This is a genomic window from Colwellia sp. MB3u-41 (assembly GCF_014076845.1).
Lineage (GTDB): Bacteria > Pseudomonadota > Gammaproteobacteria > Enterobacterales > Alteromonadaceae > Colwellia_A.
Genome location: NZ_JACGUT010000058.1, coordinates 16,888 through 29,516 on the forward strand (window position 1 = coordinate 16,888; position 12,629 = coordinate 29,516).

Genomic DNA, 12,629 nt, shown 5'->3' on the forward strand with positions numbered 1-12,629 from the left:
ATATATTAATTTGCATACAAAGCATTTGCAATCAGTATTTGTTTAGTCTATTATTTTGCACACAAACCAAATGATGATTACTTGGAGTTAATGATGAACGAATTACAAAACATTGCTTACACAGCAAAAGCAACTGCAACCGGTGGTCGTGAAGGTAAAGCAAAATCTGACGATGGCCGTTTAGACCTTACACTCTCGACCCCTAAAGGTTTAGGGGGTGATGACGGTCAAGGCACAAATCCTGAGCAACTATTTGCGGCAGGCTATGCGGCTTGCTTCATTGGCGCACTTAAATTTGTTGCTGGTGAAGAAAAACGCAGTTTACCTAGCGAAACTTATATTAATTCAGAAGTATCTATTGGTGCTATTGAAGGCGGTTTTGGTATCGCGGTTAAGTTAGCGATATCATTAGGTGATATGGATAAAGCACAGGCACAAACAATGGTAGATAAAGCGCATAAAGTATGTCCGTACTCAAATGCAACGCGCGGCAATATTGTTGTCGAACTTTCTGTTATTTAAGAGTCCACATCAATCATTAAAAACACGCTTTACTCTTAGCAAACGCGTGTTTTTTTATTTCTATACAAAGAGAATAAAGGTTATCTTAAATACGTTAAAGACAGCTCGTTACAAGATATCGCTCAATGAAATCCCAATACCAACCCTTGTTTGACTATAGTTATAATCGATAAGACTTTCACCATAACCATTGAATACAGTGGCATACCCTCTTAATTTACCCCATAAAGGGAAAGTAAAACCAAATTCAGCAGCGCCATAATGCGTACTGAAATTTTGCCGCCCTTTAAAGTTGAATTCTAGATCATTCCATTTATAAACCATCCCTAACTCAACATTACCCATATAGTCTGCAATGTCAGGATTATCATCTCCATCAGGATCACCGTCAAAGCCTTTTTTCTCTTCAGATAATCTTATCCAAGGTTTTAATGATAATGCAAAATTTTCTTTTTCAAAAAGAAAATGAGTATAAGCACGATTCCAGCTACGTGATAGACCTTGAGCACGACCATTTGATTGGTGCTCGACGCCAACGATGAAACCGGTGTTGCCACCAAAAGGATGCCAATTGAGCGGCGCAAGATAAAAAATTTCAGGTTGGTAATTGGTTTCTCTAAAGGGTTTAGATATTCCACTTGCATAAATTTGCCACCAAGCCTTAAGGGTAAAAGCGGCGTAAAGTCCATCACCTTCTATAAAAATACGTTCATGATTTAAAGGCACTTTTAGACTAAGCTGAAATTTAGATTCAACATTTTCCAAATTTTCTTCATAGCCTTCAAATATTCTATAGGCGTCTTTATTTACTCGGTTGGTTGTAATGGCTGGCAGCACATAATTCATTTTATGAGGGGTAAGCACATATGGCTCAAACTCAGTTGTTTTCTCACGTTTTATTCTATCAGTAATACTGCCTGTTCTCGTCTGTAACTCAGTTTGTTCAATATCTTTTTGTTGCTTAACAACATCACCTACACAAGCGGCTCTGATCTCGGCCAGTGTCATACCCGCGTTGCCTGTTGCAAAAAAGTTCATGACACACAATGCTTTATCTGCTTTAGCGATTAAGGAGGCTGTTGCAAGAAGCAACATTAATGCCAATAGTATCGATCTTTGCATTCTGGTCTTCCTTTAAATAAGGCTAACAATAGAGAAATTTTCAACAGTGACATTATAATTTAACGGTTAGATACCGCTTTAATTCGCTCAATAACTTGTTGATCAGCATGACGTTCCAGCGATAATAAAGCCACTTTAAGCGCGACAGCAATAATGATCCCCGTTAAGACCAAACCAATAAAGGCAATTATAATTGAAATCACTTTAGATAATTTTTTGTTGGATTTATGTCACCATAACCGACTGTGGTAGCAGTGATTAGAGACCAGTATAGACCATTAAATTTATTCCACTTTTCTATTCTCGTTACAATTTTTTCCAAAATAATTATCTATAAAGCCAAAAAAATCAATAAAGAGCCAACTAAATAAAGTGACAACATAAATAACATAATAAAAATTAACGTAAATTCCATATTCATACCTTTGTAATGGCGAAAGCTGAGACCACATGCCGCTTTCAGTTCCCTCGCTTAACGCCAATGCTACTTAAAAACTTAATGCTATCTTGATGATAAATACATTCGAAATATCTACAAAAAAAGCGCCAACCAAAGGCAATATAATAAATGCCGTTGGCGCAGGGCCATTTTAGAAAGCCTACAACATTGTAAGCCATATCTATTAATATGAGTAATACAACGTAACCGTACGACTAATATTTAGGACTTCAAAGAAATCCCTTGATAGCTTATATCCAATAAATGAAAACCAAAGTCATTAAATGTACGTTTTTCAAACATAATTAATCACTAAAAAGCTGCGAATAATGAGCTAAAGTACTTGCAACAACTGCTAGCCCACTATTTATTGTTCTTATTAGTCACTGTTTAATAATTTAATTTTTTCGTTAGCATTGTTATTGTTTGGATTTAACTCAAATGATTTTTTATATAAACTCAATGCCCGCTCTTTTTCACCCTTGACTAAATATGCCTCTCCTAGGCTATCCCATGCTTTGGCTGATAATGGATAATATTGCGTATTCAATAGAAAAAACTCGATAGCTCTATCAACATCAATACCAAATTAACTATTATAAAGTCGGTCGTAACCAAACCAATCAATAATGCTCTCATAAAGTAAAAAATTAGCCCCTAACTTCTTCGATATTTTCTCAACATGCAATTTAACCTCAGGTGCAGGCCGAAACCTTGTCTGATCGTCAATCATATAACCATCAAAAATAGAACGTAAGCCCTTATAAAACTTAAAATTGGCATTGTATGGTGATTTTCATCTGCACCAAAAGTCACTAAATCAAAATCAAGCCCCTGTTTTGGCTTTTTATTTAATGTTTCAATGAATGTTTTTACATAGTTATCTTTAGGGTAAACCTTTGTAACTCTGTTTGTGGTAGCAACAAACAATCGATGTTTATCTACCGCAGAGCTTTGATAAAACGCGGCTAGCTGCTCAAGCATAAACTGATTATCCCGTAAGCACCCTGTAATCGATGTTCTGTAATGAAGATCAATCGTTGGAATGAGTTAAGGTATTTTAAAATCTACTGAAGCACCATCATAAACAATACGTCCATCAGTTAAACAAACCGTCCGCAGACATCGAGAGCTTAAACGTGGATCATGGGTAACAATGATAATCGCACATTGATGCTCGACATTAAAACGTTCAAAGAGGCTAAAAACTTCATCCGCTGTTTGAGTATCTAGGTTACCCGTTGGTTCATCAGCCAAAATCAACGCAGGACGAGTGACCAAAGCACGTGCAATAGCGACACGCTGCTGTTGTCCGCCCGATAAACGGTTAGTTTTCTGATGCTTAAAGTTAGCTAACCCAACCTCGTTTAATAAATACTCTGCATAGGAAGTCTGTTCTACAGAAGGCTTGCCATAACGTAACATCAAAGGCATCAGTACATTATCTAGCACACTGAAGGCACTGATCAAATGGTGAAACTGAAACACAAAACCAATCGATTCACTGCGTAACTGTGTGCGCTTTTGTTCACTCATACCTTGAATTGAATTCCCTTGAATACAGAGTTCGCCCGATGAAGATATATCGAGCAATCCCATTATATTGAGTAGCGTACTTTTACCAGAACCAGAAGTACCCACTAAAGCGACTAGTTCACCAGGACTGATCTGCAACGAAATATCATGTAAAACATGATTTTCTAACGGTGTATTAGTATTAAAAATTTTATTTAGGTTGCGTAACTGCAACACGATTTTTTGGTCTACTATGCTTTTAAGCGAGTTCAACTTAGACATAGCGAATCGCCACCGCAGGATCATATTTCGCAGCGCGCCTAGCCGGTACCATAGCAGCAATGACACCTGCAGCAGTCGCAATAATAATTGCTGATAATGACATTGAAGGCTCCAAACGAATTAAAAATAAGCGATCGTCAATAGAGTTAAATACTTGCACCAAGGTATAGCCAACCAATACTCCTAATAATGATCCCGCTAAACCAAGAACCCCGCCCTGCCAGAGAAAGATCCTCAGTATTTGTTTCTGCGAACTCCCCATAGCACGTAAAATACCAATTTCACGTGTACGCTGCGCTACACTCACGGCAAGCACACTGGCAATGCCAAAGATCACTGATAAAGCAACAAAGACACGGATCATCTGCGTGGTCATGCTTTGAGATTTCAGCGCATTAAGCAACTGTGCATTACTTTCCATCCAGCTTTGAACATTTAAGCCTGTTAACCTTTTAGTGCGCAGCGCCCAATATTCAGCGCTGAATACATCAGAAATTTTTAACTCTAAAATCGTAATACCACCGGGTAAATTAAGTAAAGTTTGCGCTTGCTTTAAGCTGGTATAAACATATCGGCTGTCGAGTTCACGCACACCCAATTCAAAAACACCAGCTACCTCCATTACTGACTCGCGATTATCACCAGCATCTAACCGTAATTTATCACCCGTTCGCAGACCTAAATCATCTGCCAATTGGCTACCAATCAATACATCACTGGCTGCAACACTAAAGTCCCCTTCGATAAGATAGTCTTTGAGTTTTATAATACCGGTATAGCGCTCAGGATCTATGCCCATTAGGCCTACAGAGGCACGCGCTGTTCCTTTTTGCGCAAATGCTGGCCCTGAGATGAGTGGTGAGACAGTAGTAAACGCTGCATACTTATCGAGTGTATCGCGCACTTCTTGCCAGTTATTAATGGTTTGTAAACGCTGTGCCCGAGGGTTTTCTAAAACCCATATATACTTTCCCTCAGGGATTACTGATAAATTATTGTGTTGCTGTGTGGCTTCAATACGAATATGCGCTTGTGTCCCTAAAGTTTTTTCGATGATGTTACTTTGCAGCCCCATAATCAATGCTGTGATAAATACGATAACAGCTGCACCTACCGAAATTGCGACACTAATTAATAATGTTTGAAGCGGGTTATCAGCAAGAAAACGTAATGCAATGCGCCATTCAATCCAAAGTGAATCACCTAGACTGGAAATTCGGTTAACGAATGACATGTTTTACCTGTTCAAAATCTACACGAGCGCGCTGACCATTAATCAGATTGTCTGCTTGAACGACAACATCACCTTCTGCCAAGCCTGAAACGATTTCACTGTGAGTTGAATTACGTAAGCCCAGCACCACCTCAGTTTTGTTAACAGCGCCGTTTGTCCAGCGAAAAACATGTGTCTTGCCACTTGAACTATAGAGGTAATCATTAGGTAACACTAAAGTTTGCTCTCTTTCTGCCGCGATAATATTGGCAGAAATGGTCATGCCTTGAAGAAAAGTATGTTGCTTATCAGAGGGGGCAGCTAGTACTTTAATGTGTACATCAATAGTACCACGTCCACTATCAACTGCTGGAGCGATAAAGCTGACAATACCTGCCACTGAAACCTCTGGCCAAGCATCAGCAATCAACTGAACCGATTGGCCTAATCGCAGGGGAGCAAAATTTTTCTCATCCAATGCAATAACAACCTCGAGACCATCGTTCGCAATACCTTCACGATTTTGACCATCACTACGAGCAATTTCTAACAAGACCTTGCCCGGTTGTACGAGATCACCTGGCTCAACATTACGAGTTTGTATACGTCCGGCAAAAGGTGCATAAATAAGGGTTTTAGCAAGATCAGCTTTTGCACTATTAACACGTTGCTGGAGTAACTGCTCTTCAGTGCTGTTCGCTGCTAAGGAATCAGCTGTTAGCTGTGCATAAGTTAATGATGTTTTTGCATTGAGTTCCGTGCGCTGTGCTTGCTCAACCTGTTCGATAGACAACAGGTTTTTCTGGGCTAGAGCTTCGCGACGCCTTGCTTCACGACTGGATTGACGTAAATTATGATTCGCCTCAACTAAAGCAGCTTGTGCTTGTGGCCTACTAATTATGTATAATTGTTGCAGTAATGTTTGCTGTTGGGCTAAGCGCGATGGTAACCCTTCATGATTAAGTTCAATGAGCAAATCACCTTTATTAACCTGATCACCTTCTCGTACATAGCGATTCTTTACCGTACCTGTAAGTTCGCTACCAATGCGTGCTAATGATTGATACCGCACCTCTCCACTGGCGACAATGCGCAACTCAAGTGGCATCAGTTTAATTGTTAATGCAGGCAGAACTGGCCCGAGCCATTTTGGGATACCGACCAATAAAGCCGCGAAAACCACGACAATGATAACACTATAGATTATGCGCATTTAAGCCTCGTTATAAATCTACTAAATCAGCTCGATTAAACGAGATGAAACGAATATAATTTTTATACAGACGGCCCATAGCGATTAAACTGATCATGCTTTAGACTAAAAACATCTGTAATAAAGGGTATAATTTTGATTTCACCACCAAACAGATAAGCATTGTAGGCAATTTCATCTCAGCTTTCTTATTTATTAGATGATGAATTGACCTTAAACAAGTTCAGAAGCAATAACTTATTCTATTTAGTTAATATAAGCATAATGTAGTATGGGTATAGCAATCGTAAACAAAATTAAGTAGCCTTCATTTTGCTCTATATAAGTTTATCATTTAGTGATGTTTGCTGTGACATTTTATAAACTTATAGTATTTATTCAATGACCCAGATAAAGATATCGCTCAATCTTATAAAACATATTCCTAAATAGCTAACCTGCTCAGGAATAACGAGTAAACAATAGAGACCAATGAGTAACAACAAAAAAAGCTGATTCATCACGAATCAGCCTTTCGGTATCTGAATGTATAATTTAGTCGTGCGGTTGGGAAGAGACTTGCCCCCCCCCCACATTCTAAGTAACCAGCCTCTTAATAATACTAATCTAACATGTTGTGTTGACTAGATTTAAGCGCGTCTATCTCTGTGGTATAGCGAACGTTTGGCCATTCCAAATTACTGATAATTTAATTCGACAATAGACACCAATATCAATGCAATATTATCCTTGTTCAAGGGCATCTGCACCACCATTGAACTAAACCGCTTCCGCGGCAATGGCGTTCTTTTAAAACAAACAAGTGACATTTATCAGGGAAATTATAAACCTAAATGATAATCTCAATTTCGATAGTAGCGGTGTTTACATTTTCGTTGAACAGCGCTTAACATAGGGTAAAAACTACTATTTAAACCAAGTAATTGGTTCTATGTTATTTATTTTATACGTAGTTATTGATGCAAGCCATAACTGCCTAATTAACATTAATTTGGAGATTATTATGTCATTATTTAAACATCAACCATTATCCACCATGCCACAACTTCCTATGTTCTCTCAGTTATCAGATGAGATGAATCAATTTTTTGGCCGTGACTTGCCTATATTTAGTCGACAGTCAGATCTTCTTTCAACAGATTGGCACCCTGCCACTGATATAGAACAACGAGACAACCGATATATCGTTAAAGCTGACATTCCAGGTGTTGATCCAAAAGATATCAAAGTAACCATGGAAAATGGAAACTTGATCATTGAAGGTAAACGGGAATCAAAAATAGAAGAAAACAAACAAAATTATCGTCGTGTTGAACGTAGTTTTGGTAGTTTTTATCGTTGTATAAACCTACCTGATGCCTCTAGTGAGTCTAAAAAAATCGAAGCTCATTGCAATAAGGGAGTATTGGAAGTTATTGTGCCTAAGATTGGTGCAGCAGCTCAAAAGAAAATAGAAATAAAAGTCGATTAAGCAAACAAGATAATTTTTAGATCGACTAAAGTATTCGCTAAAGTAACGCTCCCTTTAGCGGATATCTTTTTGGCTGCAGTGTATCTAACTCGCCAATATACGATAACTCAATATTATACGTTAACATTTTTAGAGGCTCTCACTAAAAAGTCATCGGCACGTTTATTTACAAAACCACGCTAATAGCGCTTGTAACAAGAGCAATTTTTCATTTCTATTTCCATCAATAATTTATCTAGGGCTATGCAGGAAATTTTGGCATCACAGTTTTTATGGTCGATGCACGTTAGATAAAAACAGTCTTTACACCTACATTAACTACTTTAAATGACAACAGTGTAGTGAGTAAACCAATTTTTTTTGACATGCTTTTTCTGCCTTTATTATGTGTTTTTAAGCATTGGCTCAACATGAATTGAAATATCATATACACCGTATTTTTTCTCAATATGCGTTTCCACATTTGTTGCTATATTGTGCGAGTCTATTGTTGATAACTCTGGATTAACTGAAATGACTAAATCAACTGACTTTTCTCTTCCAATCCAGCGAGAACGTACTCGATTAACTTCGCACACACCCTGAACCTCTTTAATGGAGTTGGATAATAATTCAGGATCTAAAGCAAACTGATCCACGAGCGTTGGCAAAACCCTTCTAAATAGACCAAAGGCGAGATAAAGTACTAAAAATGAAACGCCTAGCGCGCAAACGCTATCTAACCAAAGATAACCCATTGCAGAAAATTGCCATCCAGCGATAACGACAATCGTTGTTAATACATCGGAAAAAGTATGTGTTGCATCTGCAAGTAATATATCCGATTTTAATTTTCTAGCACATTTATGCTGCCAAGTTGCCAATATTATGTTTGCGGTTAACACGGCAAACATAATCCCTAAACCCCACGTTGAATTTTCTATTTCTGTTTCATCTTTATTAATCGCGTGAATACCAAGCTCAAATGAAAGTACAACTAATAAAGAAGCAAGGCAGAAAACAGCTAAAGTTTCAAACTTACGGTGCCCGTATGGATGTTCACGATCTGGAGGTGAGCTTGATACTCTACAAATAACCCACGCGACCACATTATTGATGACATCGGTTAAAGAGTGAATGGAATCGCCAACAATCGCAAGTGACCCTGTAGACAAACCTACGAGTAACTTTGCTACCAGAACTACAAAGTTAACAGAGCCTTCAATCAATATAACTCGCTGAACGTTTTCATCTCTTTGAGCGTTATTATTCAAAATATATAACTCTATAACTCGGGTAACTAATGCCAACCTCATACATTGAACCTAGTCACACATTCAAAATTATTAATGGCTTACAAATGCATTTTTCAACACAGTATCGACATGTTCAGCTAAAATAAAAGTCATTTTATTCTGTATTGACTGCGGTAAATCACTTAAATCTTTTTCATTATATTTAGGTAAAATCACCGTGGTTAAGCCTGCTCGGTGTGCTGCTAATATTTTGTCTTTAATACCGCCAACAGGTAAAACTAAACCACGTAAGGTAATTTCTCCGGTCATCCCTACGTCATTGCATACCGGACGTTTCGTTAACAATGAAACGAGCACCGTCACTAAAGCAACGCCCGCAGAAGGACCATCTTTTGGAATAGCACCCGCAGGAATGTGTACATGGATATCGGTTGTTTCGAATACCTTATTTTCTATACCTAATGCCGTGGCATGTGAACGTACATAACTTAATGCGGCTTCGGCTGATTCACGCATTACATCACCAAGCTGTCCGGTGATGCTCAAGCCTTTTTTACCTGGCATTGCACTCGCTTCAATGAACAAAATTTCTCCGCCCACCGACGTTACCGCAAGCCCCGTTGCCACACCATAACGTTCTGTACGTTGCGCAATATCATAAGAGAAAGCAGGCTTACCAATTAAATTTTCTAGCATAGTACAATTAACATGTAGTGATTCATTCTCATTTTTTGCTAATTTTATCACTAGCTTACGGCAAATTGATCCTAAGCGACGATCAAGGCTTCGTACCCCTGCTTCTCGCGTATATTCACGAATAATTCGCAACATAGCATTTTTACTTATCTTTAACTCTTCGGGTCGCAAACTGTTTTCTCGTAATTGTCTTGGTAGTAAATAACGTTGAGCAATATTAAATTTTTCATCATCGGTATAACCCGATAAAGTGATCACTTCCAAGCGGTCACGCAAAGGCCCAGGAATTGAATCAAGTTGATTTGCCGTAGCAATGAACATCAGTTGACTAAAATCAAAGGGCACTTCTAAATAGTGATCACGAAATGCCTTGTTTTGCTCCGGATCCAATACTTCTAATAATGCCGCTGACGGATCTCCGCGTGAATCCCCACCAACTTTGTCTACTTCATCTAATAAAATAACAGGATTTTTAGTACCTACATCACGCAATGCCTTGATGAATCTACCTGGCATAGCGCCAATGTAAGTTCGCCGGTGACCGCGAATTTCGGCCTCATCACGTATGCCACCCAAACTTATGGTGATCAATTTACGTCCCAAAGCATGAGCAATTGAATGACCTAATGATGTTTTGCCAATGCCGGGAGGCCCAACGAAACACAATATTACACCTTCTCGGTCTTGTCGTATTTTTACTGACTTATCATCACTACCATCATAGTTGTCGTCTTGTTTGGATCTTCGCTGATGACGAAGTTGACGCACAGCCAAATATTCCAAAATCCTAATTTTTATTTTATCTAACCCATAATGATCTTCATCAAGTGTTTTTTGGGCCTTTTCTATATCCAATACATCTTCAGTTATTTTATTCCACGGTAAAGCGGTCAACCAATCAAGATAGGTCATTGTTATTCCTGACTCTGAAGACGTTTCGGGAATACGCTCTAAACGAGACAACTCTTGTAACGCTTGTCTATTCGCTTCAGTTGACATGCCGCTCTCTTCAATTTTTTTTCTATATTCTTCTATTTTTATATTTTGGCCATTTTCTTCGCCTAATTCTCGTTGAATCGCTTTGATTTGATGTCGTAATACATAGTCTCTTTGTGCTTTGTCCATCTCACCATGGGCTTCTGTTTGTATTTTTTGACCTAACTCCAGAATGTTCATTTCATGCTGAACCAAATCAATCAATTTTAACATATTGGCTAACACATCAGACTCTTCGAGAATTTCTTGCGCATCTTTTACTTTTAATCGCATACTCGAACTAATCAAATAGGTTAGCTGGCGGTAATTTGAAGTTTGTGTCAGTGTATGAACTAACGTGTCGGGTAAGTATGAAAGAATAGTTATCAACTGAGTAAATGATTTCAGTAAATTAATGCGTACGGCCTCTGCCTCAAAATCGCCATCTTCCGGTTCAATGTCTTCCAGCTTATTTATTTCAGCTTTTAAATAGAGCTGGTCTTTTGACCAATGATCAACAGAGCACTTTTCTAAGCCTTGCAATAAAACATTAATATGACCGTTTTCGCCTTGCGTGGTTCTAATAACTTGAGCAATACACCCGATAGAATAAAGTTCATCAGGGCCAGGTTCTTCAGTATTAGGATCCTTATAAGTAACAATAGCTAATAACTTGTTACTTGAAAAAACATCTTCTAAAAGTTTAATTGATCTCGCTTGTCCAACCGAAATAGAAATGACATTATAAGGAAAAAGTACGGTATTACGTATCGGCAATACAGGTAATTCACTGGGAATAAACAACCAGTTTTTATCGGGTTGAGTAACATTGATAGGTTCATTGCCGTTATGGTTATCAACTTTTATGTCTGACATAGTGACTCCTTTTTTTTTGTGCAAAGCATGAAAGGTGACTAGGTCACTTTTATCTCTCGATGACCCTTTGCCTTTTAAATGACTTCTTAATATGTAATTAATTTGAACAATATCGTCATAACATCTTGAATTTAAATTTGAAAATGTTGAATTTAAAATATCACCTTACGACTAATGTCCCATTTAATTATTTACGGGTAGGCGTATCATTTATTTTAGGCGGGAGCATTGAAAGACTCACTGACATTTATCAGTTTATCCACTTTATTATTTTGGTAATATGTCCAATTACGGATAGTGATAAAGTATGTTACAATACCATTGGGTGATTTTGGTAATGACCTTTATTAATATTTTCATTAAGCTTAAGGAGATAGCTGATGAGTAAACCTAGTATCACCAAAGTATTTATTGTTGATGACCATGAATTGGTTCGCCAAGGCTTACGACAACTAATTGATGGTGAGGTTGACCTAACATTATGCGGCGAAGCAAGCAACGTTGATGAAGCACTTAAAATGCGACCCTTTTTAAACCCCGATGTCGCCATTGTTGATATTTCATTACCCGACGGTAATGGCCTTGATTTAATAAAACAATTTCATTATTGGAAACCACAAATGCAGATAATTGCTTTATCAATGCATGATGACGAGCTTTATGCAGAACGTGCTATAAATAATGGCGCTTCAGGCTATATTAACAAACAAGACTCAGCACAAAAATTATTACTCGGCATCAGAGAGGTCGTAAAAAGCCAAATATTTGTTAAACCAGAAATTGCTGAAAATTTGTTAAACCAGCAATTTCAGTCAAATTATCTACTCTATGACAAAAATAATATCCTGACAAAACTTACCGACCGAGAATTACAAGTCTTTGATTTAATAAGTAAAGGAATAAAGACTAAAGACATTGCGAATAACTTAAAACTGAGTGTTAAAACAATTGAAACACATCGGCGCCATATAAAAGACAAACTATCATTAACCTCAGGTACACAATTGATTAGGGCCGCAATAATGTGGGCGCTAGAAAAAGATTAAATAACACTTATACAACAATATCTT

At 37.9% G+C, this 12,629-nt stretch carries 13 protein-coding genes; 3 read left to right on the forward strand and 10 right to left on the reverse strand.

What is annotated here, in order from left to right; genetic code table 11:
* Window positions 1–93 precede the first annotated feature (93 nt).
* Complete coding sequence (locus tag H4J73_RS05715) at window positions 94–522, forward strand: organic hydroperoxide resistance protein (RefSeq protein ID WP_182181435.1); 429 nt, start codon at window positions 94–96, stop codon at window positions 520–522.
* A gap of 108 nt (window positions 523–630) precedes the next feature.
* Here H4J73_RS05715 and H4J73_RS05720 read toward each other — a convergent pair whose 3' ends face one another.
* From H4J73_RS05720 to H4J73_RS05755, 8 genes are all read right to left on the reverse strand, one after another.
* Complete coding sequence (locus H4J73_RS05720) at window positions 631–1,644, reverse strand: phospholipase A (protein ID WP_259366652.1); 1,014 nt, start codon at window positions 1,642–1,644, stop codon at window positions 631–633.
* Window positions 1,645–1,703: 59 nt separating this feature from the next.
* Window positions 1,704–1,847 carry a hypothetical protein gene (locus tag H4J73_RS05725; protein ID WP_182181269.1) on the reverse strand — a complete coding sequence of 48 codons (144 nt, stop codon included), beginning with the start codon at window positions 1,845–1,847 and terminating at the stop codon, window positions 1,704–1,706.
* Window positions 1,844–1,966, reverse strand: a complete 123-nt coding sequence (locus tag H4J73_RS20920; protein WP_182181270.1) for a potassium channel family protein — start codon at window positions 1,964–1,966, stop codon at window positions 1,844–1,846. Before H4J73_RS20920 ends, H4J73_RS05725 begins: the two co-directional genes overlap by 4 nt.
* A 496-nt stretch (window positions 1,967–2,462) precedes the next feature.
* Window positions 2,463–2,633 (reverse strand): tetratricopeptide repeat protein, encoded by a 171-nt coding sequence (locus H4J73_RS05735; protein ID WP_182181271.1) that lies wholly within the window; start codon window positions 2,631–2,633, stop codon window positions 2,463–2,465.
* A gap of 179 nt (window positions 2,634–2,812) precedes the next feature.
* A complete protein-coding gene (locus H4J73_RS05740) occupies window positions 2,813–3,067 on the reverse strand; it encodes a hypothetical protein (protein WP_182181272.1) in 255 nt (84 codons plus the stop codon).
* A gap of 66 nt (window positions 3,068–3,133) precedes the next feature.
* Window positions 3,134–3,880, reverse strand: coding sequence for an ABC transporter ATP-binding protein (locus tag H4J73_RS05745; protein ID WP_182181273.1), 747 nt, complete (start codon window positions 3,878–3,880; stop codon window positions 3,134–3,136).
* Window positions 3,873–5,114, reverse strand: a complete 1,242-nt coding sequence (locus H4J73_RS05750; protein WP_182181274.1) for an ABC transporter permease — start codon at window positions 5,112–5,114, stop codon at window positions 3,873–3,875. The genes H4J73_RS05745 and H4J73_RS05750 overlap by 8 nt, the downstream gene beginning before the upstream one ends.
* Window positions 5,101–6,306 carry an efflux RND transporter periplasmic adaptor subunit gene (locus tag H4J73_RS05755; protein WP_182181275.1) on the reverse strand — a complete coding sequence of 402 codons (1,206 nt, stop codon included), beginning with the start codon at window positions 6,304–6,306 and terminating at the stop codon, window positions 5,101–5,103. Before H4J73_RS05755 ends, H4J73_RS05750 begins: the two co-directional genes overlap by 14 nt.
* 1,003 nt (window positions 6,307–7,309) lie before the next feature.
* On the opposite strand from H4J73_RS05755, the gene H4J73_RS05760 reads away from it, so the two are divergent.
* Window positions 7,310–7,777, forward strand: a complete 468-nt coding sequence (locus H4J73_RS05760; RefSeq protein ID WP_182181276.1) for an Hsp20/alpha crystallin family protein — start codon at window positions 7,310–7,312, stop codon at window positions 7,775–7,777.
* Between the two features lie 383 nt (window positions 7,778–8,160).
* On the opposite strand, the gene H4J73_RS05765 is transcribed toward H4J73_RS05760, so the two are convergent.
* Both H4J73_RS05765 and lon read right to left on the reverse strand, forming a co-directional pair.
* Window positions 8,161–9,072 (reverse strand): cation diffusion facilitator family transporter, encoded by a 912-nt coding sequence (locus H4J73_RS05765; RefSeq protein ID WP_182181277.1) that lies wholly within the window; start codon window positions 9,070–9,072, stop codon window positions 8,161–8,163.
* Window positions 9,073–9,102: 30 nt separating this feature from the next.
* Entirely contained in the window at window positions 9,103–11,559 is a 2,457-nt protein-coding gene (gene lon, locus H4J73_RS05770) for an endopeptidase La (RefSeq protein ID WP_182181278.1), read from the reverse strand.
* 380 nt (window positions 11,560–11,939) lie between these two features.
* Between lon and H4J73_RS05775 the strand changes: the two genes are divergently transcribed.
* The gene (locus H4J73_RS05775; RefSeq protein ID WP_182181279.1) at window positions 11,940–12,605 is read left to right on the forward strand and encodes a response regulator transcription factor; all 666 of its coding nucleotides are present in this window, start codon (window positions 11,940–11,942) and stop codon (window positions 12,603–12,605) included.
* Window positions 12,606–12,629 lie beyond the last annotated feature (24 nt).

Excerpts from the sequence above, each read along its gene's own strand:
- H4J73_RS05775 (WP_182181279.1), top strand. The coding sequence starts at position 11,940 with ATGAGTAAACCTAGTATCACCAAAGTATTTATTGTTGATGACCATGAA.
- H4J73_RS05760 (WP_182181276.1), top strand. The coding sequence starts at position 7,310 with ATGTCATTATTTAAACATCAACCATTATCCACCATGCCACAACTTCCT.
- H4J73_RS05765 (WP_182181277.1), bottom strand. The coding sequence starts at position 9,072 with ATGAGGTTGGCATTAGTTACCCGAGTTATAGAGTTATATATTTTGAAT.
- H4J73_RS05720 (WP_259366652.1), bottom strand. The coding sequence starts at position 1,644 with ATGCAAAGATCGATACTATTGGCATTAATGTTGCTTCTTGCAACAGCC.
- H4J73_RS05745 (WP_182181273.1), bottom strand. The coding sequence starts at position 3,880 with ATGTCTAAGTTGAACTCGCTTAAAAGCATAGTAGACCAAAAAATCGTG.
- H4J73_RS05715 (WP_182181435.1), top strand. The coding sequence starts at position 94 with ATGAACGAATTACAAAACATTGCTTACACAGCAAAAGCAACTGCAACC.
- H4J73_RS05755 (WP_182181275.1), bottom strand. The coding sequence starts at position 6,306 with ATGCGCATAATCTATAGTGTTATCATTGTCGTGGTTTTCGCGGCTTTA.
- H4J73_RS05750 (WP_182181274.1), bottom strand. The coding sequence starts at position 5,114 with ATGTCATTCGTTAACCGAATTTCCAGTCTAGGTGATTCACTTTGGATT.
- H4J73_RS05740 (WP_182181272.1), bottom strand. The coding sequence starts at position 3,067 with ATGCTTGAGCAGCTAGCCGCGTTTTATCAAAGCTCTGCGGTAGATAAA.
- lon (WP_182181278.1), bottom strand. The coding sequence starts at position 11,559 with ATGTCAGACATAAAAGTTGATAACCATAACGGCAATGAACCTATCAAT.